Here is a 23,823-nt window from a genome sequence, read left to right as displayed (position 1 = left end):
CCAGCACGGTCTTAAATGCCAGTAACCTGATTTTCCTCCTTTCCTTTTTTGGGGCGTGGATATCCCTTCCAACGCTTTTTGATTTCACCGGACATGCCATGAGCCTGCTCCGGTGTATGGTAATTTAAGCTTGCGTGTGGACGCCTATCGTTATAATGACCAATGATTGCTACAATGCATTTCTTTGCTTCCTTGTGGTTCTGATAAACCTTTTTAGGAAAGAACTCATTCTTGATAATTCCGTTAACGCGCTCGGCAAGTGCATTTTCATAAGGACTGCCGCTTTGAGTCATACTAATGGCGATCCTATCCTGGTTTAGCAGTGCTGTATAATTCTGGGAGCAGTATTGTATTCCTCGGTCAGAATGATGTATCAGGATAAATGGAGATAGCCGTTTCCTTCCGTCTACTGCCATTTCCAGGGCTCCAATACATCCAACTGCTTCCAGGCTGGGATGCAGGGCATATCCAACGATTTTTCTGGAATAGGCATCTGTGATCAGGCTCAGGTAGCTGAAGCTGGATAAAACTCAATAAAATGCCCCCATCAGACCGATTGAAGAAGTACCCTTTTGCCGCGTGATGATGACCCCACTTCGCCAAAGCAAAGTGACCCCTCTCGCCACGCGAAAGTGACCCCCTAAAAGAGCTCGAAGTTTTTGTATTGACGGTACCTGCGGACAAAGTTTTTGTTTACTTTTTAGATAAACGAAAACCAGCGAATACAATGTCCAATAAACCGATCAAGATGAATAAACTAAGGCAGATCATTCGATTATACTGTCAGGGTACCGGGGTCAAAACGATTCACGGGATGGTAGGTATTTCCCGTAACACCATTAAAAAGTACGTACGTGTATGGCACGATTTGGGCATAAGCCACGAGGCATTTGGCGCCAGGAGCGATAGCGAGCTTGCCGTGCTGTTCACTACCCCGGTTGGCAAGACCGAGAACAATCCCCGTATGCAGACGCTGGAGGCCTTGCTTCCCGAGATATGCAAGAAGCTCAAAAAGAAGGGCGTAACCCGCGAGATGCTGCATAATGAGTATATCGAAAAGTATCCTGATGGCTATGGCCGTTCGCGGTTCAATAATGCGGTCCACACTTATCTACAACTCTCGCGGCCGGTCATGCACATTGATCACAAGGCCGGCGATAAGATGTATATTGACTTCACAGGAAGTAAGCTGCAGATCACCCTATCCGAAGGTAGCGTACAGGATGTGGAGGTGTTTGTAGCTATCCTGGGCTGCAGTCAGCTTACTTATGTAGAAGCGGTGGAAAGCCAGCGTAAAGAAGATCTGATCAAAGCCTGTGAGAATGCGCTGCATTACTTTGGCGGGGTTCCTGTTGCCATGGTGCCGGACAACCTGCGTTCTGCGGTAACCCGGGGAGTAAATACGAAGCCATACTTAATGACGAGTTCGCTTCCTTCGCTGAACATTATTCCGTTACCGTTGTGCCTGCACGTGTTTATAAGCCGCGTGATAAGTCCTTAGTGGAAGGAGCGGTAAAGTTGATCTACCGGAGCATATACACCAGGCTGGAAGGCCGCAGGTTCAGCGATCTGGGATCGCTGAACTCGGCTATACGTCCCGCTTTAGAGATCCATAACAACAAACCCTTCTCCGGGCGGACCTACTCCCGCAGGGAACAGTTCGAAGAGATCGAACGGGATGTACTGGCACCACTGAACCCATTGCGTTACGAGGTTAATAAACAGGTAATGGTTACCGTTATGAAGAACGGATATATCCGCCTGGGCGAGGATATTCACTATTACAGCGTGCCTTACACTTATATCGGAAAGAAGGTCAAGGTCTTATATACTTCCGGTTCCGTTAAGATCTATTACCAGTACACTCAGATCGCAGCCCATCCACGTGTCCGTATCAAGTATCGCCACACAACAGATGACAATCACCTGGCCTCGCAGCATCGTTTCCTTACTGAATGGTGCCCTGAAAAGTTTATTCAGGAGGCCGAAGCTATTCATGAGGATGTAGCCCGCTACATTACCAAGGTACTGGAACATAAGGTCTATCCGGAACAGGCTTACAAATCATGCGCTGGCATTCTAAGCTTTGCCCGTCGTGTTGGTGCCGGAAGGCTGGCTGGTGCCTGCCGCTGGGCCTACAACCTCCACCAGTATAACTATCCAATTATCGAAGAGATACTCAAGAAACGCCTGGACCAGCTTCAGCCAGAGGACGAGACATCAGTGATCCCCGCCCATAACAATATCAGAGGAAAAGAATATTACCAGTAACCCATAAAACATAGAACAAATGAATAATGAAACATTAGACAAGATGCGTCAGCTTCGCCTTTATGGCATGTATGATGCCTTTAAAACCAATCTGGAGAGTTCAGTAAAAGAATCGCTTACAGCCGATCAGTTCATCGCCCTGCTGGTCGCCAGTGAATGGGACGACCGGCGAAACCGTTACGTAGAACGAGCCATCAGGGGAGCAGGCTTTAGGTATAAAGCTTCGTTGGAGCAGGTTGACTACGGTATAGATCGTGGTCTGGACAAGAATGAGGTACACAGGCTGGCCGGGCTTGACTTTGTTAAGGAGCACAAGGATCTGTTTATTACCGGTTCCACCGGAACAGGCAAAAGCTATCTGGCGACAGCGCTTGGCTATCAGGCCTGTCAGAATGGGTACAAGGTCTTATACGTCAATACGGCCAAGCTTATGGGCCAGCTGAAGCTGGCCAAAGCAAAAGGTACCATTCTGGCAGAACTGAAAAAAATAGAACGGGCCGATCTGTTGATATTGGACGACTTCGGTCTACAGCCTTTTGATGCCCAGAGCCGGGCTTCTTTACTGGATATTATAGAAGACAGGCACCAAAAGCGCTCTACGGTGGTCACTTCGCAGATCCCAGTCAAGGAATGGTATGATGTTATCGGTGAAAAAACAATCGCCGATGCTATCCTTGACCGCATTGTTCATCACTCATTAAGGGTTGAACTGTATGGCGAATCACTAAGGAGAAGAAACTCTAAATCAGAAAATGTATTTTTGTAAAAATAATAGTTGTTAAACCGGACAAAAGCATCCGCTCCCAGGAGCCTGTCTGTACAATAACTTTATGCTCTTTTAAACCCTTAACTCAAAGGGGTCACGAACGATTGGCGAGAGGGGTCAATTAAATTGGTATATCCACGCTATCAACGAGATGTTATAGGTAAACGAACGAAAAAATTAATAGTTAAATTAGCGAGGAAATATGGTTTACCCGAGTGGGTTTTTTCCGGTGTTGAAACGAAGTTTGAAAAGTAACAAGTTATATATTCATGAAATATCTTATTCGCGTCCTACTGGTGTTATTATGTTTTCTGCTTTTTGATGCTCAGTTATTTTCACAGATTCCGACTGTTGCATACTCCAAGCGTTCTCAAAAACACCTAAAAATGGTTTACCTTCCATATGTGCGATCAACAGATTCAATGTATTATAAGATTCCTTAGTGATTTCCCCGATATAATCAAAACGGATCGCAAAATGCCTTTCGATTAGTTTCAAACGTTCAAAATAATAAAGATGCTTTTTAGCTAGGGCGAGTAAGGATTCTGCCGGAGCCATTTGCAATGTAGTAGGCGTAGAACCCGGTATATGTATAGTGAACTTCTTACCCGATCCAATATCCCTCAAAAAGGTGATCGTCCGGAGTTCATCGTTCAAGGCGCCATAATCGCCCGTGCGCAAAAGCTTAAGTTCATATTGCAAATTGACCATTTCCTCAGGCGAAGTGTAAAATTTCAGATCGACGTTTGGAAACGGAAAAGAAAAGATCAAGTGTGTTTGGGTTTTGAACAATTCGACTTCCAGGTTATCGTATTCGGTACCATCATCGAACACGATAGCGATCACCGCCTTACGCACTGGTGCGGAACTAAAGGTCATTGGGCCGCCGCCATCCGGTGCTGAGATCTTAATATCATTAAAATATACGTTCAAGTTCAGCACTGTTTCTGCGTCGAGTGTGACTGTACCCAGTTCTTTGTTTTGTAACACGTTTTCCAGGCGTTCAATAAATTCCTGCTTATCGATAGGCACACCAAAGGTCATTCGGGTCGTTAAGGGCTTGCTCAAACCCGCTAATCCCGAAACTTTGAACTGATCTTCCTCTGTCTTTAAAGTAGGCGCGAGATCGTTCTTTTGGAGGAAAATGCGGAAGGTGTCCGGTCCGCACCATTTACGCTGGAAATCTTCATAAATATGATCTTTAATATTGGCCAAAAGACCATCCACAAATATTTCAGCAGTACTGTCAATATAATGAATACCATCTTTGATCAACCGTTGCACCTTGGGTAGTTTCAAAGATGGAGCCAATAGAAATAGTTCTTTGTGATTGTCCCCCAGGTTCTCCTTCATTTTTCGGAAGATGGATTCCATGTTGACGTCGTCCAAATTGTAACCGATGAACAAGACATGGTGTGTAGTCAAGCGTTCCTTCACCACGGTCCAAAGCACATCTTCTTTTTGGGAATCAAAAAAACGGGTGTAATCCGTTTTTGTGATCAAAATGCTATCCGGCAATGATAGATCACCATGTATTTTAAATATCTCCGGTTTGTCTTTTTTGATATAAGGCAGGTCAGCAGAAGAGCGTATCAAACTGTGATCCTCGTCAAACGCCAGTTCGAACAACCGGTCATAATTTGTAGTCAGGATTGTTTTGATATGGGGAATCCCAGCTAGTTTATGATGCAGGCTTTGATCCTTTGGCGCTTTGGCGTAAATGTCTTTTAATATGGTGGTTAACGAATTTCGGCTCATGCGCAAATTGACCAGTTCTTCCGTTAATTCCGGAAGTGTCAATCCTTTACCTATTTCAGTCGACTCGGCAGCGGTCAACTGTTCATAGATCAGTTGAGAAAGCTGGTAACCAGAGGGATATCCCGCATATATGGACATTCCCGCTCCGCAAAACAATACTACATCTTCTTTTCTAATTAGTTCAAACAATCTTTCTAAAGCCATAATCAAATATACTAAAGTTATTAGCCAAAACAATCAGGCGATATCATGATATAATTCATACATCAATGAATAAACCGGGGTAACGTCTTGTTTAGGTAGACTGGCTTGCAGTTTGGCGATCTGCTTTTTGAAGCTTTTGTGTTTATCGTTTGCTTCAATGATGGCCCAAAGACCGTATCTTTTGAAAGCGCGCTCAACATATACATAAAATTGCTTGTGTTTAAGGATGGCCTGAACCCCAAAACTGATCCAATCTTTATAATCGGAGCCGAACCGCTCTTGCCTGCGGGCGCTTTCTATGGCAAACAAAAAGCTGAGGTGCTGATAAACGCTATCCACTAAGGTTTTGCTTTTAAGCTGGTTACACCATTTATAGGTCTGTAGTTCCCTGGCTTTTTCTTTAACATCCATGATTAATGTATCATGCGCATCAACGTCGGCGGGGGTCAGTTGGTAGCCTCGCTTGAACAAGCTTTTGATCAAGGGCTGACGATAGCTCAAATGCTCATTGTTCAGGATGTGCTGGAAGGTCGTGGTGCCATCGTCGTCACTGATGTTGGAATCGAAAATGATACGGTCATCACTCAACAGATAATGAATAAAAGAATGTTGTCCTGGTATGGCGTTAGCTATGTAGTGATTGATGAGACTTTTGCCTTGCACGCGTTTGTCGGCAAAGCGAAATCTGGAATTCAGGATCTCTAAACCCATAGCTGAAAGTTTATCCAGTTCCTCACTGAACTTGTAAAAGCTCCAGTTAAGGCTTTTGTATTTTTTTAGTTTTTTGATCACGACGTCAGCATCTTGGGCCGCTTGTGCCCGCCGTTCAGCGTTCCGCTCTTCGCGCTCCCTTTGCTCGTTCGCCTCGATCTGGGCTTTCAATAATTCTTCTGTTTCCCTCAGTTTTTGCTCATAGTTCAAGAAATAGATCTGGAAGCTTTGCGCGTCAAACGTTACCTGGGACAAACTCACCGACTTTGTCTGCCAGGGTGCGATCACCCGGTCTTCTTCCGAAATAAATGGCGATTTATAAGTACAGGACAGCTTAAAATCTACTGCTTTTTCATCCAGTTTGAAAAAATTCTGAGAGGGCGTGAGGTATTTGATGTCCCGTTCCATGGTGGACTGGCCATAAACATCAAAATCATCCAAGATCCAGACCAGGTAAATGCCCGATGCTTTGTAAAACTTGTGCCTGCCTAAGAGGTACTTCTGTGATAACTTAGAGAGTTGGATCTCAAATGCCATTTGCCTGCCCTGGTAAATACAGTAAACATCTGGCCGTCGTTTTTCGATGTCGTTGAAAAAATAACGGGTATCGGCAATGACCGACCCGGAATCGACAAGATCTGTTTGTTTCAATAGTTCAGCTATCCGATTTTTTAAGAAGATATGCCTTGGCCGTTCGTGCGCTCTTATGATATTGGTAAAATCCTGAACATCTTCGTCGGTCATTTTACCATTCTTCAGCGGACAATCATCGGCATTGGGAAAATGCTTGAAATGCACGTTGTCATTTTTGCTATCTGAAATGAGCAAGGGTTGATTACATCGGTAACAACCCAAATTCAATTCCCATGAATTATAACGCTTACGCAACTCATAGGCTTCCTTAGCGACTTTGAATGAGGTCGCTGCGTCATAGCATTCACCAGTATCCCTGTCGTAAGCTAAATCTATCGTTCGTTGAAATGCCATTACAACAAAGATTCGGATTTATAGCCAGAAGCGATCCTGACTTCGAGGATCTTATTTTCTTTTACCAGCAGTACCTGCACGCGTTCGCCTCCCGCCAGCTGGTATTGGATATGGGCATATGCGAAATCGCTGCCTTGCGGATCAAGCCAGGCCTGGCCCAAGCCGTTAATCATGCCAAACCGTTCCGCTTCGGACGCTTTCATGGCGGGATATTCCCAATTCTGTACTTTTTGTAAATGCGGAATCAGGAAATTAAAAGGCACCATCATGTCCGAGGGAATGGGTTTCAGGTCTTGATCGTGGTAATACTGTTCCAGGATTTCTTCGGAACGGGTATAGGCATGCCACATAAAAGCCAATTCTTCGTGGTTCAGGCGGCTGAAATCAAGTTGGCAGTAAAGGTCATATAAGGCTTTAGGCCCGGGTAGGATGTGATGACTTACCCATTGCAGGAGTAAGCTACGGACCAGGCGTACGTGATCGTCGGCGAAATATTTAATGACAATATCGGGAAACAACAGTAACTGCTGCATCAGGAATTTTCCTTCGATAATATGGATCGGGAATGATTCGGTCTGCCGGGCTTTATCCAACCAGTCGCGGGTGGCGGTGGTTAGATAAGATGATACGATCAGCAAGAAATGGTCTGCTTTTTCCACCCTGGCCCAATTGATTTTTTCGACAACCTGGTCAAGGGAAAGGCCTTGACTATGCCTTTTACATTCAATAAACCATTTTTCGATATAAGGGCTAGTGATGGTATCGGTCACAGTACGGCGGGCTTCGATATCACGGCCGTGGTCTGCGCCTCCCTGGCGCCAGGCCATGCTATGAAATCGGAACCTGACTAGGAGGTCGTAGCAAAGTTCTTCGAATTGTTTCCAATCGAGGCGGTCAAAATCGATATCTTCTTCCTGATAGGCCATAACCGATGCTTAACTATACCAGGCCTCGGGGATCAGCTTATTGCCATCACGCCAAACTTCAACTTCATGGACACCTTCCAGGTTACCGTAAATGGTATCGTCGGCGTGATCAAGGATAATGCTTTGCCATCTACCGTTCATAGCGCGGATCGAGTCCGCGATAGTTCTGAACATGCCTTTAACAGCTTCGACGTCTTCGTCGGGAAACTGCAGATCGCTCTCGGCCGGAATCTGGTTACGTTTGAGTTTAGGAAAGTAGACCTGGCTCGGCTGGTCAAAGATCACAAAACTTGGGACGCAGGACAGTGGCTGGCTGAGAAAATATTCCTGTAAGGCGCACATGATTAATCGGAATTTCATTTACCTGCTGGGTACCCAATACAGCCAACGAACGTACTCTCTGGAAACTGAGGCCATCGGGTTGAATCATCACTATTGTCAAATCAATTTAACCATGATAAATATCAGGTACCCAGCTGATGTTTTATCGGAATTTTGTAATGCTCAACTGATAACTTAGCGCATAATTACGGTTTTGGGATTTTGCCTTAGGTTAGTTCCCTCTTATCTTCAATCAACACATCTTAGAAAAAACATGAATCGACTTCATCGCGTAGTAGTTACCGGGCTTGGTGTACTGGCTCCATCTGGTAACAATATCAAATCCTTTTGGCAAAATATAATTAACGGAAAAAGTACAGCATCGCGAATAGCAAGATTTAATCCCGACTTATTCCGGACGATGTTTGCCTGTCAGCTTAAAGATTTTAAAGCAGCTGATTTTTTAAACCAACATGATCTTAAACGATCAGATCTTTTCACTCAATATGCCTTAATATCGGCTGATGAGGCCATTAAAGATTCTGGATTTGAAATGAATAAGCTATCGCCGTATGACGTAGGTGTAATATGGGGCTCCGGTCAGGGAGGGATGGGTGTTTTTGAACAACAGGTAACCGATTATGTTGAAGGCGGGAAGAAACCGAGACATAGCCCATTCTTTGTACCTAAACTTATCTCCAATATGGCTTCAGCTATGATTTCAATCCGGCACGGATTCATGGGAATCAATTATACAACAGTATCTGCTTGTGCAACGGCCAATACCGCCATTATGGATGCATTTAATTACATAAGGCTGGGCAAGGCCAAAATTATTATTACAGGAGGTTCCGAAGCGCCGATCACTGAAGCATCAGTTGGAGGTTTCTGCGCTATGAAAGCAATGTCAACCCAAAATGATAATCCAGAACAAGCCTCCAAGCCCTTTGACGTTTCCAGGGATGGCTTTGTGATGGGTGAAGGTGCCGGAGCACTGGTACTCGAAGATTACGATCATGCTGTTGCCAGGGGAGCAACTATTTACGGGGAATTGAAAGGGGCGGCAATGACGGCAGATGCCTATCATATTACTTCCACTCACCCGGAAGGAATCGGTGCAGCTAAGGCCATGAAAATTGCCTTAAAAGAGGCCGAAATCACCATGAGCGATGTAGATTACATCAACGCTCATGGTACATCAACACCTATGGGAGATCTTTCAGAAACGAGAGCAATCAAATCACTGGCTGGTTCGGGAAAACTTAAAACGCTGATCAGTTCAACCAAATCCATGACAGGTCACTTGCTTGGTGCTGCCGGAGCAATTGAGGCGGTAATATGCCTGCTCTCCATTCGTGACCAGATCGTGCCACCAACGATCAATACCGTAAATATCGACCCTGAAATTCCTTCGGACATGCGCATCTTATTAAAAGATGCCGTTCAGGCCAAAGTGAATGTTGTCCTTAGCAATACCTTTGGTTTTGGCGGCCATAATGCAACGCTAATATTCAGAGGAATTTAACTCTTGCGAATTGATGTTAAGATGACCCATCTTACCATCGCATGTTCAAAAATGGAAAGTCCGAATGTGATAAAAATGATGGATGTCCTTTTTAGGGGAGTGTTAAAAAAAGCTACAAAAACATTCTGGCCCGTGGTAGCGAAACAAGAAGCTAACAGAACGGCAACCAAGCCCGCACTCCATAAAGCAAAATGTGCATAGGCGTAGCGGGAAGTAATCAATTTTTTGCGGGAGAAGAAGCCGCTCAAAAGTAAAATGTGGGCGGCGATGAAAATGCAGGCAGTTACGGTTAATACGTTAAACATGGTCATCGGCAGTGCGATTTATTAACTATCATTTCTGAAAATAGCTGACAATGATAATTCCCGCTATGATCCCCACAACCATCACTACATAGAGGAGTATCTCATTTCCAGCAAACTTTTTATATTTTGTCCAGAAAGAATAATCTGTTTTACCTTTTGACATAGTACAAATTTAACTTATTAGCTGCTTTAAAGACATAATTGCCTTATGATATAAATCAGTATTCCGGCTGATGTTTTACGGTCTTTCGGGTACAGCGCAATCGTACTTTTGTATCAAAGAAATGCGTTTCAAGACGCAGTAATATCCTTCAAGTATCCGCTTAAATTAACAAAGGCGGGAAATCAACAAATAATATGAAAGATACATTTCATATGGGTTACGACTTAGAGCTGGCAGGTTTTGATTTTGCTGCTATAAATAAAAGAAACAACCATAATATAGAATTACTCAACGGAATTGCAGAAGCTTTTGTAAAAGCTTCAAATCATAAGGCAGGGATCAAATGCGATAAAGAGGAAATATTTTACAGGTTTTACGAAGCTATCCCGGCATTAACAGTCGGTGAACCCGTAATGATCCTATATATTACGAGCAGTTCAACGATAACTTTAAAGTTCATTAACAGGACAAGTCCATTGTTCAACAACTTATTTGTTGAAGAACTTCAAAAGATCTAAACTACGGTTTTCAGCTTAACTGACTATTAAAAAATAAAGTAATGATAGGCTTACCGCTATGGGTAAAATATCAGCAACGGGCATACTTGTATTACATCTTATCCCCGCCTTGCAAAAGAAACTCAACCTTTGAAATTCTTTTGGAAGGAAAGAACTGTAAGATTTACCTGAACGCGGAAAAGATATGGGTCGAAAGCGACGAATCAGGCCCAGCAAGTTTTGATATCGAATTGATCCAGCTGATCGGCAAAGCCATAATCAGCCACTTTCACATCAAAAAGCATCATTATAATTGAGGAAGTTTAACTTATTTACACCTCAACAATAATTCCTGCATAGGTTAATCCACCCCCAAAGCCCAGCAAAAGAGCTTTGTCACCTTTTTTAACTTTACCTGATTTAGCGGCGATATCCCAGGCTAAAGGGATGGATGCTGATGAAGTGTTTCCAAAGTGCTCTATACTGGTGAGCATTTGCTCCATCGGATAGCTGATCGCTGAAGCAACTGCTTCGATGATCCGCAGGTTCGCACTGTGCAGGATTATCCAATCCAGGTTTTCCGTTTGCATATTGTTAATTTTCAGCAATTCAAGGATTTTCTGGCTCATGTTCTGAACTGCCCATTTGTAAACAACCTTTCCGTTTTGATGGATTTTGCCATTTGCGACAACCGCATTACTATCGATGTGCTGAGCGTTCTGACTTAAATAGAGGTCTTTGCCATGACTGCCATCAGTTCCGTTTACACCTTTGAGCAATCCGGGTCTATCCGCCACCTCTATCAGGGCTACTCCTGCGGCATCGCCAAACAGGATGCAGGAACTGCGGTCTTTATAATCTGTGAATTTCGACAAGGTTTCCGCACCTAATACGATGATCTTTCGATGTGTCCCGGACGCGATCAACCCTTTCGCTAAGATTACCCCATAAACAAACCCGGCGCAGGCAGCCATCACATCAATACAGCCGCAGCCGGGAATATCAAAATGATATTGCACCTGGCTTGCCATACTGGGCATAACCTGGTCGGCGGTGGTGGTTGCCACGATAATAAAATCTACTTCTTGCAGATCTATCTCAGGATTTTCGTTAAGGAGGTTCTTTATTGCCTCAATACAAAGGTCGCTGGTAAACTCGTTATCGGCGGCAAAGCGCCTTTCCCGGATACCGGTTCTTGATACGATCCATTCATCCTGGGTTTCAATTTTGTCTTCAAACCATTTATTACTAATTACCTGGTCCGGCACATAGGCGCTTAACGCGGTTATTTTCGATTCTATCATTTAATAAAAAAATTAACTAATGAGGGGATGAACTGCATAGTTCATCCCCTCATTAGGATAAGTAAGATTAAGAGGCTTTCTCTAATTTTTCATTTGATGGCACAACATCGTAAATTCTGAACGCTTTTGCGATCTTTTCTACTGCCTGCTCGATCTGTGCAAAAGAATGAGTAGCCATGAGCGAGAACCTTAACAATGATGAATTGGAAGGCACCGCCGGGGAAACTATGGGGTTAACAAAGACACCGGCCTCCTGGAGATATTTGGTTGTCAGAAACGTTTTATCGTTATCACGGATGTAAATGGGCAGAATGGGACTTTCCGAATCACCCAGGTCAAAACCTTCAGCTAACATCAGTTTAGTGGCATAATGAGTGTTATCCCACAATTTTGCAATTCTTTCCGGCTCTGTTTCGATAATGTCAAGCGCGGCAAGCGTACTCGCTACTGTTGAGGGCGGCATACTGGCACTGAAGATCAGCGAACGTGCCCTGTGTTTGATATAATCAATGGTCGCGCTGTCGGAGGCCACAAACCCGCCAATCGAGGCCAGGGATTTACTGAAAGTACCTGAAATCAGATCGACCTTGCTGGTCAATTTATAATGTGAAGCTGTACCTGAACCGTTAACCCCGATCACGCCCAAGGCATGGGCATCGTCTATCATAATGTTGGCTCCGTATTTATCGGCAAGAAAAGAAATTGCCGGTAGCGCAACAAAATCGCCCTCCATGCTAAAGATTCCATCAACAACGATGAGCTTAACTGCCTCTTCAGGCAAACCGTTTAGCTTACGTTCCAGATCAGCCATATCATTGTGCCCGTATTTGATGATCCGTGAAAAAGAAAGGCGGCAGCCGTCAATGATAGAGGCATGATCCATGTCATCCAGCAGGATGTAATCGCTTCTCCCGGTCAGGCATGATAATACCCCTATGTTAACCTGAAACCCGGTACTAAACAATATGGCTGATTCCTTACCAACAAATCTGGCTAACCGTTCTTCCAGTTCAATATGAATATCAAGTGTGCCGTTTAAAAAACGGGAACCGGCACAGCCCGTGCCGTATTTATTAACTGCACGTATAGCGGCCTCCTTTATATAAGGATGATCTGTTAAGCCTAAATAGGAATTAGAGCCGAACATCAAAACCGGGTTTAGATTAATTATCACCTCTGTATCCTGGGCTGATTCTATTGCCCTGAAATACGGATACAAACCTTTCTCCTTAATAGCCAAAGCATCAGTGAATTGTGCTATTTTTTGATGTAGTTTCTTTTGCATATTTAGTCAGTGCTACAATTAGTCATTGGTTAAGAGATGGTTTCTTCCTGGTAGTCTGTTGTTGCCGGGCAGGTACAGATCAGGTTCCTGTCACCGATGGCATTGTCAATGCGGTTGACTGAAGGCCAGAATTTATTACTTTTTACCCATGCCGAAGGGAATACCGCTTTCGATCTGCTGTAGGGCTTGTTCCAGTCATCTGCCGTAACATCGTCGATGGTATGCGGGGCGTTTTTAAAAACATTATTCAGCTGATCATATTTATAAAAGATGATTTCATCTATTTCCTGCCGGATTGCTATCATAGCCTGGCAGAACCGGTCAAGTTCCTGTTTATTCTCACTTTCTGTAGGTTCGATCATCAGGGTATCGTGAACCGGGAAGCCCACTGTGGGTGCATGAAATCCGTAATCCATCAATCTTTTGGCGATATCACCCACTTCAATATTTGCCGCCTTTTTGAACTCCTGGCAATCTATAATGAACTCGTGGGCACAGCGGCCTTTTGCACCGGTATAAAGAATCTTGAAATCTGCTTTGAGGCTGTCTTTTAAATAGTTTGCATTGAGGATGGCAGTTTTGGTGGAAACGGTAAGCCCTTTAGCACCCAGTAATTTGATATAGCCGTAAGAGATGAGCAGTATCAGTGCACTGCCGAAAGGGGCGGCTGAGATGGCAGATATCGCATGTGCGCCGTCATTTTTGGCTACTGAAAAATGTCCCGGCAGAAAAGGCACCAAATGACCGGCTACCGCGATAGGCCCCATACCCGGCCTGCCACCGCCATGTGGTATAGCGAATGTTTTATGCAGGTTCAGGTGGCAAACATCTGCCCCGATGAAACCGGGACTGGTCAGCCCCACCTGGGCATTCATATTTGCACCGTCCATGTAAACTTGCCCGCCCGCGTCATGGATGATTTTCGTTATTTTTTTTACCGACTCTTCATAAACACCATGTGTAGAAGGATAAGTGATCATCAGGCAGGCCAGTTCCTTTTTATGCTGCTCGGCTTTCTTTTTCAAGTCCGCCACATCAATATTTCCGTTAGCATCGCAAGCCACTACAACGATCTGCATACCTGCCATTGCTGCCGATGCCGGATTTGTTCCGTGGGCCGAAAAAGGGATCAGCGTAATATTACGGTGAGCATCACCCCGGTGTTTATGATAGGCACGGATGACTATCAAACCGGCGTATTCACCCTGAGCACCTGAATTTGGCTGAAAACTGATACCCTCAAACCCGGTGATCTCACAAAGATCCTGCCCAAGCTCCCTTATAATTTCAACATATCCCTCTGCCTGATTAAGCGGTGCAAACGGGTGCATTTCTGAAAATTCAGGCCAGGTAAGCGGTATGAGTTCAACAGCCGCATTGAGTTTCATTGTACAGGAACCCAATGGTATCATACTGTGAACTAATGAAAGGTCTTTGTTTTCCAGATGCTTGATATAGCGCATCATTGCGGTTTCACTCCTATGCAGCTTAAATACATCCTGTTGTAAAAAGTCGCTATTTCTTTTCAGGGAAGAGTTTAAAAATGGAGAGGTACTGAAATTATTACGTTGCTCATACTGCTGGCCGTTAACGTATGCCAGAATATTTAAAATCGTGGCGATATGCTCCGGCTCGGTTGTTTCGTCAAGGGAGATCGCAAACATAGAACCGTCAATATACCTGAAATTGATCCCGTTCTTTTCAGCATGGGCACGGATAGCTATCGTGTTTCCTTCATAAGCCAGCGTATCAAAAAAGATCCGTGTTTTACGAACGTAGCCCAAACGGTCTAATCCTGCTGCAAGCGTGAGTGTTTTTAAATGTATGCGGTGCGCGATATCGGTTAAGCCAGCAGCACCGTGATATACGGCATACATCGAAGCCATGATCGCCGGAAGCGCCTGGGCTGTACAAATATTGGATGTCGCTTTATCACGCTTAATATGCTGCTCCCTGGTTTGTAAAGCCATACGCAAGGCGGGCTGCCCATGGGAATCTTTAGATATGCCTATGATACGTCCGGGTGCCAGCCGCTTAAAATCTTCTTTGCAGGAAAAGAAACCTGCATGAGGTCCGCCAAAACCAAGTGGCATTCCGAACCTTTGGGTGTTGCCTACTACGCAGTCTGCTCCCCAGGCACCTGGAGGTTTAAGTAATACCAAAGCCATCAAATCGGCAGCAACGCAAACTTTGATGTCCAGTGATGACAACTTAGCAATTACCTCCTGATATTCGGTGATCTCTCCGTAAGCATCAGGGTATTGCAGCAATACGCCGAAATAAGAGGAATCAAACTTCGCCTTTTCGATATTATCTACCACTAATTGAATAGAAAGTGGTTCCGAGCGCGTCTTTAAAACACTGATGGTTTGAGGAAAACATTTGTCTGAAACAAAAAACCTACTGCGTGCTGTACCGATATTGTTTTTTTGCTGATCATGATAAAACATAAGCATGGCCTCGGCTGCCGAAGTTGCTTCGTCCAAAAGTGACGCATTTGCAATGGGCAGTCCTGTTAGTTCTGCGATTACCGTCTGATAATTTAATAAGGCTTCAAGACGTCCCTGTGCTATTTCCGGCTGATACGGCGTATAAGCCGTGTACCAGCCGGGATTTTCAAAAACATTCCTTTGAATCACAGCAGGCATGATCGAATTGTAATACCCTAAACCTATATAATTGCGGAATATTTTGTTTTTTGCAGCCAGCTTTTTCAGCTTGCTGATATATTGGTACTCTGTTATGGCAGGCGCTATATTCAAAGGCACTTTTAACCGGATGTCAGCAGGTATAGTTTCATCAATGAGCGTTTCAAGCGAACCTACACCAATAACTTCAAGCATGGCTTTTTTTTCCTGTTCATCCGGTTCAACATGGCGGTGTGCAAATTGCTGTGTTAATTTCATAAGTTTCTTATTTAACTTTACTTTGAAGAAAGGGAAGGCGGCAAACTTTAGCTTTGTAATACTGGTTCCTAATCTCGATCAGCAATGGCGTTCCCGGCTGTTTTAAATTAATGTCCACATAACCTAAACCGATACCCGTTTTAATACTCGGTGACTGTGTTCCGGATGTGATGATACCAACCGGTTCCTGGTCGCTGTTCATGATCCGGTAGCCGTGTCTCGGAATACCCTTATCATCCATCATGATACCAACCAAAGCCAATTTTGGGCCCTTGTTTTTTTGTTCCTGTAAGATGCGCCAGCCCGTGAAATCTTTACTGAATTTAGTGATCCAGCCCAAACCGGCCTCGAATGGTGTCGTCATATCATCAATATCATTCCCATAAAGACAATATCCCATTTCCAGTCTAAGGGTATCCCTTGCACCAAGGCCGATAGGGCTGATACGGTAATTGCGTCCGGCGGCAAAGATGGCGTTCCATAGTTCAACCGATAAATTTTTGGTCAGGTACAGTTCAAATCCGCCTGCCCCGGTGTATCCTGTATTGGATATAATGACATCCGGTATTCCGTACATCATGCCGGTTTTGAAATGATAATAGGGAATATCTTTCAGCGATACCGAGGTTAGTTTCTGCAAGGTATCGACCGCGTAAGGCCCTTGCACGGATAGCAGGGAAGTGAACTCCGAGGTGTTCGTTAGTTCAGCCCCATGGTTATTATGTTCCACTATCCAGTTCCAGTCCTTTTCAATGTTGGAAGCATTGACCACCAGCATATACTTTTCCTCTGCTAACCTGTAAACTAAAATATCATCAATAATTCCCCCCTTTTCGTTGGTTATGCAGGAATATTGTACCTGGCCTATAGCTAAAACGGAAGCATCGTTAGTGGTAAGTCTCTGGATAAGATCCAATGCCTGATCACCGGTGATGATAAATTCACCCATGTGGGAAACATCGAATACGCCCACCTCATTTCTGACCGCATCATGTTCTGCATTTATTCCTGTGGAATATTGTATAGGCATATTAAACCCGGCAAAAGGAGCCATCTTCGCACCTAAATGCTGGTGAACGGGTGTAAGAACTGATTCTTTCATGTTTATTTTTTAATCGTGGTTATTTACCAATGAGTTCTTTGTATTCATCAGCCGATAATAAAGACCCTTTATCGTCAGAAGTCAAAAGTACTTTCACCATCCAGGTGTTATAAGGTTCCTGATTGATTAATTCAGGCGTTTTATCAATTATAGGGTTGACCTCAATGATCTTTCCGGTTACCGGCATAAAAAGGTCGGAAACCGTTTTTACCGCTTCGACCGTACCAAAAACACCTTCTTTCAAAATGATCTTGTTTAAGCTGGGTATATCCAGATAAACGATATCACCTAACTCTTTTTGCGCAAAATCCGTAATTCCGATCAATACAAACTGATTCTCAAAGCTGATCCATTCATGGTCTTTGGTATAAAATAATTCTTGTGGAAAATTCATTTTAATGTTTATTATGTTAGTGAAGGGATATCATGCACGGTCTTAACTTAGGGCCTCCGCCTATTATGGCCGGTGTCGAGAAATCTTTATACTGGTCAAAGTTTTTAATAAATGCCTGCGCCAGCCTTTTTGCTGTGAGCTGGTATTGATAAGCATCTGCCCAGGAAGTTTCCGGATTTAATATTTCCGGTGGAACACCCGTGCATTGTTTTGGCATTGCTAATCCGAAGGTATAGTCGGTCACAAATTCAGCATGGTTAAATTCGCTGCGTAAGGCTGCTGCGATCAATGCTCTGGTATAATCTAAAGAAATGCGGTTACCGACACCGTAACTGCCACCGATCCAGCCGGTATTAACGAGCCAAACATTTATCGGTTCTTTCTTTAATTTTTCGCCCAGCATCAAAGCATAGGTCATCGGATGAAGCGGCAGGAAAGGTTTACCGAAACATGCTGAAAAAGTAGTGGTCGGTTCTGTAATGCCAATTTCTGTTCCCGCAACTTTGGCGGTGTAACCTGAAATAAAATGATACATCGCCTGGTCAACCGTTAATTTTGAAATAGGCGGCAATACGCCAAAAGCATCAGCAGAAAGAAAAAAGATATTTTTAGGGCTTTTACCGACTGAGGGGTCGGCAATGTTTGTCATATTATGGATCGGATAGGCCGCTCGGGTGTTTTCTGTTTCGGAGATATCCGCGTAATTTACGTGGTTACTATTAGGATAAAAACAGGTATTTTCCAGTACGGTGCCGTACCTGATCGCATTGAAAATCTGCGGTTCTTTAGCAGCAGTCAAATTCACACACTTGGCGTAACACCCCCCCTCGAAATTGAACACTTCGTTTTCATCCCAGCCATGTTCGTCATCACCGATTAGCTGACGTTCGGCATCAGCCGAAAGGGTTGTTTTACCTGTGCCTGATAATCCAAAAAATACTGCCGTTTCACCGTCTTTACCAATGTTTGCGCTGCAATGCATCGGTAACACTTTCTTTTGCGGCAGCAAAAAATTGAGTATGGTAAAAACCCCTTTTTTGATCTCGCCAGTATAAGCCGAGCCGCCGATCAGAATAATTTTTTTAGTAAAATTAATGATCGTAAAATTTGCAGAGTTGGTTCCATCTCTTTGCGGCAGTGCAAAAAAGCCTGGCGCGGAAACAATCAGCCAGTCTTCTTTGAAGGTTGCTAATTCAGCCTCCCTCAATCTTAAAAACAAATTATGAGCAAATAATGCCTGCCAGGGGTATTCTGTTATAACCCTTAAATTTAGTCTGTAGGCTTCAGCCGCACAGGCATAACCGTCGTTGATGTATATCGTTTTATCTTCCAGGTAAGTCAGCACTTTTAGAAAAAGGTTTTCAAATCCTACGCTCGAAAAGGATTGATTGATTTCTCCCCACCAAACAAGATATTCGGTTGATTCATCATCTACAATATATTTATCCTTTGGCGCTCTTCCGGTGAAAACTCCGGTATCGCACATCAATGCACCCGTGTCTGTAATAAATCCCTGCTTGGCCGCCAATGTTTCTTTAACCAAGGCCGAGACAGGCAGATTTCTTTTAACGTCGGTATTATTTAAACCCAGGTAGGCTAAAGAATATTGTTGATCTATTGGCATAATTGTCTGGATATGATTTGATCTAATGGATAAGTTGGTTTTTCATGACCATCGTAGATCCCAAAAGCAAGATTTTCGTTTATGGCTTTAAAAGCTTCTATTGTTTGAAAAACATTGTCAAAGGAATGGATCGCAGTAGGGATCAGGCGAAGGATGATCAACCCTTGCGGAATTACCGGATATACAACCATTGAGCAAAAAATACTGTGGTGTTCACGTAGATCTTCTACCAGCCGGGTTGCCTGTTTTATCGAACCCCGTAAATAAACCGGTGTAACTGGCGACTGTGTGTCGCCAATATCTAAACCTGCTTGTCTTAGCCCATCCTGCAGGGTTTTAGTTATCTCCCAAAGTTTCTTTCTCAATTCGGGCGTCTCCTGTATCAGTTGTAATCGTTGATGCAAGCCGAATACTACGGGCATCGACAGTGATTTTGCGTAAATCTGTGAACGCATATTGTAGCGTAAATATTGGATGATTTCCTTTTTTCCGGAAACAAAAGCACCTATAGCCGCAAAGGCTTTGGCGAAAGTGCCGAAATAAAGATCAATAGAATCCTGAACGCCCTGATGCTCACCTGTCCCGGCACCATTTGGCCCCATAACACCAATACCGTGAGCATCATCGACCAATAAAGTAAAGTCATAGGTCTTTTTAAAGAGCGCTATTTCTTTCAATTTACCCATATCACCCCTCATACCGAAAACACCTTCCGTAATGACTAAAATTCCGCCGTTAGCAGCCTGGGTCAACTTCTCTGCTCGTTTTAACTGCTTTTCAAAATCTTCAATATCATTATGTTTAAACACAAAACGTTTTCCTGCATGTAAGCGGCAACCGTCAATGATACAGGCATGTGCTTCCGAATCATAAACGATCACATCGTGGCGGTCAACAAGGCAATCAATAATAGAAAGCATGCCCTGATAGCCATAGTTGAGCAGGAAGGTATCCTGTTTGCTTACAAAGGCAGACAACTTTTTTCCAGGAGTTCGTGCAAAGTGGAATTGCCGGTCATCATTCTGGCACCCATCGGGTAAGCCAGCCCATATTGTTTAACCCCTTCTTCATCGGCTCTTCTGACCTCCGGACAATTCGCAAGGCCCAGGTAATTATTTAAACTCCATACCAATTTTTCTTTTCCGTTGAACATCATTTTATTTCCTAATTCACCTTCCAGCTTTGGATAAGCAAAGTATCCGTGTGCGTAATAGGCGTGAGAACCCAAAGGCCCTAATTTTGACAAAGCTTTTTCTAATAAATTCATTTGATGATTTTCAAATTGGTAAAACTATTAACGGCCTTTCCAGTGGTGGTTTTCAAGTCAGGCTTATCCAGTTCCGGGTGATAGTGAACCTTAGGTGAAAGCCAGTACAGCAAAAACACCCTTGAATACCTGAAATTGACCGGAGCTGTCAGCAGACATCCTGTTGTGATCGTACTTACATACAGCCAGGGTGAATCGGCATTGTGAGTAATGATATAAGTGAGGAAACAAAAGAAGCCCACCTCCATAATGTTAAGCGCATAACTGACATACATCGCCGCATAAAAATATCCCGGCTCGATTTCAAAGGTCATTTTACATTGCGGGCAATGAATATTGATTTTATTGGCACCGAAACTATACATCCCGCCTTCAAACATATTTCCGCGTCTGCAACGTGGACATTTTGCATGTAGCATAGCCCAGGATTTTGGCGTTTGTAAGTCGGTCGTTTTCATTACTTTTTGATCCACATTTTTAGCAGGCTGTTGTAGTTATTATCAACGAGATTATAACTTGAGGGTATCTGTGTTTCCCTGGCGTGGTAAGTTACCAGCCTTGTCCCTGATTTTTTTGCAACGAGCATGGCGTAAACGAAACGGCTGTAGCGTTCATACAGCTCAAACGATGTTCTAACAGCGTAATCAATCCGGCTGCCCGGTTCTATGTTTTCGTAAAATGAATTGTAAAAGTAAAAGTGATCGTAATCATCATAATCGAGATCAGTCAGATTGCCATGAATGAAATTCACATTATCAAGGCCAATTTCCTCCCTGGCGATCTCGGCGTAGTTACATAACTCCTTACGCTGTTCTATACCAATAAATTGCGTTTTCGGAAAATGTGCACCCGCCGTAATGCAGAATTTTCCAACTCCGCTGCCGATATCCAACACCCGCGCGTTTGGTATAGCCAAAAAGAATGCGGCTTTCTTTGCAATATCTATCGGTGTCCAGTGCATTTGGGATAGTTCCTTAATGTGGTCAGGGTACAGATAATCGAAAGAGGCGTCTTTTCTGAAAAGGTAGAAATTCAGGGTATCAGTTTCCATTTTTTAGTATTAGTAAGATAATTGTATAGGGTAAGAAAAATCATTTTTCTTTGATCCACATTCGAAGCAAACCCGTTTCAGAAACCCAAGCCAATTTGAAGTTGATCTGTTCTACTTCTTCCAAACCCTGGTATGTAACCAGACGTGTTCCGGCTTTGAGGTCCTTTAAAGCAGATAAAAGATATTCCGTATAGTAGGTGTAGAGGCTGAAGGATGTTTCTATGGTATCATCTATCGCATTCTTACGATCAATGTTTTCATAAAAAGCGTTAAAAAAATAAAAATGGTCGAACTCCTTAAAATCAATTTGGGTAATATTGGCATGGATAAACCCTACATTATCCAGTTGTGTGTAATTTTTCGCGACTTTTGCGTAATGGTGTAATTCATGCCTTTGTTCGACACCAAAAAAGGTTGCTTCGGGATTAAAAAAGGCTCCGGTGAGACAAAATTTACCTATGCCGCTGCCAATATCCAATACTTTAGAGCCAGGTTCTGCTAAAAACTCCGCGGCCTTACGTGCAATAGCTAACGGTGTCCATTGCTTTTGTGACATCAATTGGAAATGTTCGGGATAAAGCCAGTCAAAATCTGCATCCGTTCTGAAAATAGAATAATTGATATGTTCCGCTTTAAAAGGTACCATCACACCGGTTTTAACCTGCTCTTTATATATAGGCGGAAAATAAGAAAAAGGGTAAGCTTCCATTGAAAGCAAATCTACCCGCTTCAGATAGCCGATTTGCCGAATAAAATCAACCCATAATACGATATTTATCAGTTTTTTATATTATCGTATCTTTGCAGCATGAGTTTATCAGGAATCTTTCCGATTGACCGGTGGAATTTTACAACGCAATCCATTTTAAATATTTTATCGGAGGAGGACTACCAGCTACTGGTGGCTAATCAAAGCGAGCAGAAATATCAGAAAGGTGATGTGATCTTCAGGGAGGGTTCTGTTCCGTCCGGCATCTTTTTGGTAAGAAGCGGAAAGATAAAAAAGTACAAAGTTGACCAGATCGGAAAAGAGCAGATCATTTACGTTGCCAACCAGGGCGAACTGATCGGCTATCACGCTGTTTTATCAGAGGAAAGGTATCCTGATTCCGCATCAGCTTTAGAGGCCAGTTCATTAAGCTTTATTCCTAAAGAAGATTTTTTTGAGGTCATTCACCGTTCACCCACTTTCAGCGGACGGCTTTTAAAAGCCCTGAGCCATGAATTTACGGTACTTGCAAACAGCATTTCCGTATTCGCTCAAAGGACAGCCTCAGAGCGCCTTGCTATCGCACTTATAGTTTTAAGAGAGAAATATAAGGACGACGGCCCGGCTAATGAAGAAATCGTACTCAATATATCCCGTACTGACCTGGCTAACATCGCAGGTATAGCGCAGGAAAATGTGATCAGGCTTTTGAAAGAATTTAAATCAGAAGGGATTTTAGAAACAGAAGGCCGTAAGATCGTTATCAAAGACATCAAATTACTGGTTAAAAGAGCAAATTATAAATAGTCTTTATTCCGTGTGTTTGATCGTGCGCTTAACGGCATTTACGCCCGTACGATAATATCGCTTAGCCTTAATCCTTAGCAGGTCATATAACAATGCGAAGAGCAGTATTGTTATTGGCGCAAAAAATGATGGAAAACCATAACGGTGAAACAGGTAAGCACCTATTACAGCTCCGGTCATAAAAAAGAAAATAATATACAGCCGGAGTTTAATCTTGGATTTCAGATTTGGCCGCTTTGATTTATCGCCATGTACTATTTGTGCAAGGTCTATACCAAGATCGGTGAATGTCCCGGTGAGGTGCGTAGTCCTGACCACCGATCCCGATACCATGGAAACCAAAGCGTTTTGAAGTCCCATTGCAAAAAGCAAACTTCCCGCAAAAAACTCTTTTGATGATAGCGTTCCGTTGTATTTATAACCATATAATGCAGAAACTAAAAGAATTAAAATTTCAATGATCACAGGGATAAAATAAGAAAAACGCTGATTTTCGCCAGTAAAGGAAAGAACGATGCTGGTAAAAAAAGCACCCGCTAAAAAAAGAAACATCCAAAGAGCAATAACCACCGCTGTTTTCCAATCCTGAAATGCAATCCTTTCCGCAAATAAAGCGGCATGGCCGGTGACATTAGTAGTCAGTACGGAGAATCCTAAAAACCCCTCTGCATTAACAAAACCTGCTGTTAATCCCAGGAGTGTTGCTAACTTTAAATTATGCTGCGAGGTTCGTTTTGCTCCTAAGTGCCTTAGCATCTTTTGTTTTTTAATTTATATAATAAGCAAACCTGTTACATACAAAAATCATTTGTGAAGATAGAGCTATTTATTGATTGTAAACTTTAGAAAAAATAAATCAGATGCACGCATTAAATTCAATTGCAGTACAAAGTATAAATTCAGGTAAAATAAAAAGTCCCGAGCACTAACTTACAGTGCA

24 protein-coding genes are annotated in these 23,823 nt (G+C 43.3%); 6 read left to right on the top strand and 18 right to left on the bottom strand.

The annotated features are described in order from the left end of the window. Positions 1 to 11: 11 nt before the first annotated feature. Entirely contained in the window at positions 12 to 509 is a 498-nt protein-coding gene (locus RHM67_RS14230; RefSeq protein ID WP_322232193.1) for an integrase core domain-containing protein, read from the bottom strand. 239 nt (positions 510 to 748) lie between these two features. Between RHM67_RS14230 and RHM67_RS14225 the strand changes: the two genes are divergently transcribed. From RHM67_RS14225 to istB, 3 genes are read left to right on the top strand one after another with little or no spacing between them, the layout of a single operon-like run. Beyond that, the gene (locus RHM67_RS14225; RefSeq protein ID WP_322227469.1) at positions 749 to 1,501 is read left to right on the top strand and encodes an IS21 family transposase; all 753 of its coding nucleotides are present in this window, start codon (positions 749 to 751) and stop codon (positions 1,499 to 1,501) included. Continuing rightward, entirely contained in the window at positions 1,501 to 2,271 is a 771-nt protein-coding gene (locus RHM67_RS14220; protein WP_322227468.1) for a Mu transposase domain-containing protein, read from the top strand. Before RHM67_RS14225 ends, RHM67_RS14220 begins: the two co-directional genes overlap by 1 nt. Before the next feature lie 19 nt (positions 2,272 to 2,290). After that, positions 2,291 to 3,037, top strand: coding sequence for an IS21-like element helper ATPase IstB (gene istB / locus RHM67_RS14215; protein ID WP_322227467.1), 747 nt, complete (start codon positions 2,291 to 2,293; stop codon positions 3,035 to 3,037). Between the two features lie 279 nt (positions 3,038 to 3,316). Here istB and RHM67_RS14210 read toward each other — a convergent pair whose 3' ends face one another. The 4 genes from RHM67_RS14210 to RHM67_RS14195 are packed head-to-tail and all read right to left on the bottom strand — an operon-like array spanning position 3,317 to position 7,965. After that, positions 3,317 to 4,999, bottom strand: a complete 1,683-nt coding sequence (locus tag RHM67_RS14210; RefSeq protein ID WP_322227466.1) for an SIR2 family protein — start codon at positions 4,997 to 4,999, stop codon at positions 3,317 to 3,319. A 33-nt stretch (positions 5,000 to 5,032) separates the two neighbouring features. Next, positions 5,033 to 6,697, bottom strand: coding sequence for a DUF6035 family protein (locus RHM67_RS14205; protein WP_322227465.1), 1,665 nt, complete (start codon positions 6,695 to 6,697; stop codon positions 5,033 to 5,035). Next, entirely contained in the window at positions 6,697 to 7,623 is a 927-nt protein-coding gene (locus RHM67_RS14200; protein WP_322227464.1) for a restriction endonuclease, read from the bottom strand. The genes RHM67_RS14205 and RHM67_RS14200 overlap by 1 nt, the downstream gene beginning before the upstream one ends. A gap of 9 nt (positions 7,624 to 7,632) precedes the next feature. Further along, entirely contained in the window at positions 7,633 to 7,965 is a 333-nt protein-coding gene (locus RHM67_RS14195) for a DUF3732 domain-containing protein (RefSeq protein ID WP_322232192.1), read from the bottom strand. Between the two features lie 253 nt (positions 7,966 to 8,218). Between RHM67_RS14195 and fabF the strand changes: the two genes are divergently transcribed. Further along, positions 8,219 to 9,469, top strand: a complete 1,251-nt coding sequence (fabF, locus tag RHM67_RS14190; protein ID WP_322227462.1) for a beta-ketoacyl-ACP synthase II — start codon at positions 8,219 to 8,221, stop codon at positions 9,467 to 9,469. Here fabF and RHM67_RS14185 read toward each other — a convergent pair. Next, positions 9,466 to 9,780: a hypothetical protein gene (locus tag RHM67_RS14185; RefSeq protein WP_322227461.1), complete on the bottom strand. Its 315-nt coding sequence runs from the start codon at positions 9,778 to 9,780 to the stop codon at positions 9,466 to 9,468. The genes fabF and RHM67_RS14185 overlap by 4 nt on opposite strands. A 351-nt stretch (positions 9,781 to 10,131) precedes the next feature. Between RHM67_RS14185 and RHM67_RS14180 the strand changes: the two genes are divergently transcribed. After that, complete coding sequence (locus RHM67_RS14180; RefSeq protein WP_322227460.1) at positions 10,132 to 10,455, top strand: hypothetical protein; 324 nt, start codon at positions 10,132 to 10,134, stop codon at positions 10,453 to 10,455. 311 nt (positions 10,456 to 10,766) lie between these two features. Here RHM67_RS14180 and RHM67_RS14175 read toward each other — a convergent pair whose 3' ends face one another. The 11 genes from RHM67_RS14175 to RHM67_RS14125 all read right to left on the bottom strand — a co-directional run bounded on the left by RHM67_RS14175 (position 10,767) and on the right by RHM67_RS14125 (position 22,013). Then, the gene (locus RHM67_RS14175; RefSeq protein WP_322227459.1) at positions 10,767 to 11,738 is read right to left on the bottom strand and encodes a beta-ketoacyl-ACP synthase 3; all 972 of its coding nucleotides are present in this window, start codon (positions 11,736 to 11,738) and stop codon (positions 10,767 to 10,769) included. Between the two features lie 67 nt (positions 11,739 to 11,805). Then, positions 11,806 to 13,023 carry a serine palmitoyltransferase gene (spt, locus tag RHM67_RS14170; RefSeq protein ID WP_322227458.1) on the bottom strand — a complete coding sequence of 406 codons (1,218 nt, stop codon included), beginning with the start codon at positions 13,021 to 13,023 and terminating at the stop codon, positions 11,806 to 11,808. 29 nt (positions 13,024 to 13,052) lie between these two features. Then, positions 13,053 to 15,929 (bottom strand): aminomethyl-transferring glycine dehydrogenase, encoded by a 2,877-nt coding sequence (gcvP, locus tag RHM67_RS14165; RefSeq protein ID WP_322227457.1) that lies wholly within the window; start codon positions 15,927 to 15,929, stop codon positions 13,053 to 13,055. 7 nt (positions 15,930 to 15,936) lie between these two features. Then, complete coding sequence (gene gcvT, locus RHM67_RS14160) at positions 15,937 to 17,031, bottom strand: glycine cleavage system aminomethyltransferase GcvT (RefSeq protein WP_322227456.1); 1,095 nt, start codon at positions 17,029 to 17,031, stop codon at positions 15,937 to 15,939. Positions 17,032 to 17,050: 19 nt separating this feature from the next. Further along, positions 17,051 to 17,425, bottom strand: a complete 375-nt coding sequence (gene gcvH, locus RHM67_RS14155) for a glycine cleavage system protein GcvH (protein ID WP_322227455.1) — start codon at positions 17,423 to 17,425, stop codon at positions 17,051 to 17,053. A 16-nt stretch (positions 17,426 to 17,441) separates the two neighbouring features. After that, positions 17,442 to 19,049, bottom strand: coding sequence for a phosphoenolpyruvate carboxykinase (ATP) (gene pckA, locus RHM67_RS14150; protein WP_322227454.1), 1,608 nt, complete (start codon positions 19,047 to 19,049; stop codon positions 17,442 to 17,444). Beyond that, complete coding sequence (locus RHM67_RS14145) at positions 19,040 to 20,026, bottom strand: aminotransferase class I/II-fold pyridoxal phosphate-dependent enzyme (protein ID WP_322227452.1); 987 nt, start codon at positions 20,024 to 20,026, stop codon at positions 19,040 to 19,042. Before RHM67_RS14145 ends, pckA begins: the two co-directional genes overlap by 10 nt. Continuing rightward, on the bottom strand, positions 20,011 to 20,316 hold the full coding sequence (locus RHM67_RS14140) for a hypothetical protein (RefSeq protein WP_322227451.1): 306 nt from the start codon (positions 20,314 to 20,316) through the stop codon (positions 20,011 to 20,013). The genes RHM67_RS14145 and RHM67_RS14140 overlap by 16 nt, the downstream gene beginning before the upstream one ends. Further along, positions 20,313 to 20,774: a DUF983 domain-containing protein gene (locus tag RHM67_RS14135; RefSeq protein ID WP_322227449.1), complete on the bottom strand. Its 462-nt coding sequence runs from the start codon at positions 20,772 to 20,774 to the stop codon at positions 20,313 to 20,315. The genes RHM67_RS14140 and RHM67_RS14135 overlap by 4 nt, the downstream gene beginning before the upstream one ends. Further along, positions 20,774 to 21,367, bottom strand: coding sequence for a class I SAM-dependent methyltransferase (locus RHM67_RS14130; RefSeq protein ID WP_322227448.1), 594 nt, complete (start codon positions 21,365 to 21,367; stop codon positions 20,774 to 20,776). Before RHM67_RS14130 ends, RHM67_RS14135 begins: the two co-directional genes overlap by 1 nt. A 40-nt stretch (positions 21,368 to 21,407) precedes the next feature. Further along, a complete protein-coding gene (locus tag RHM67_RS14125; RefSeq protein ID WP_322227447.1) occupies positions 21,408 to 22,013 on the bottom strand; it encodes a class I SAM-dependent methyltransferase in 606 nt (201 codons plus the stop codon). 162 nt (positions 22,014 to 22,175) lie between these two features. Here RHM67_RS14125 and RHM67_RS14120 point away from each other — a divergent pair, with 162 nt between their 5' ends. After that, positions 22,176 to 22,883, top strand: coding sequence for a Crp/Fnr family transcriptional regulator (locus tag RHM67_RS14120; protein WP_322227446.1), 708 nt, complete (start codon positions 22,176 to 22,178; stop codon positions 22,881 to 22,883). Positions 22,884 to 22,886: 3 nt separating this feature from the next. Here RHM67_RS14120 and RHM67_RS14115 read toward each other — a convergent pair whose 3' ends face one another. Then, positions 22,887 to 23,639, bottom strand: a complete 753-nt coding sequence (locus RHM67_RS14115; protein WP_322227444.1) for a YoaK family protein — start codon at positions 23,637 to 23,639, stop codon at positions 22,887 to 22,889. Between the last annotated feature and the right edge of the window lie 184 nt (positions 23,640 to 23,823).

The organism is Mucilaginibacter sp. 5C4 (genome assembly GCF_034345625.1).
GTDB classification, from domain to species: Bacteria; Bacteroidota; Bacteroidia; order Sphingobacteriales; family Sphingobacteriaceae; genus Mucilaginibacter; species Mucilaginibacter aurantiaciroseus.
The sequence above is the reverse complement of the archived record's forward strand: the minus strand, read 5'-3'. Positions and strand labels throughout refer to the sequence as shown.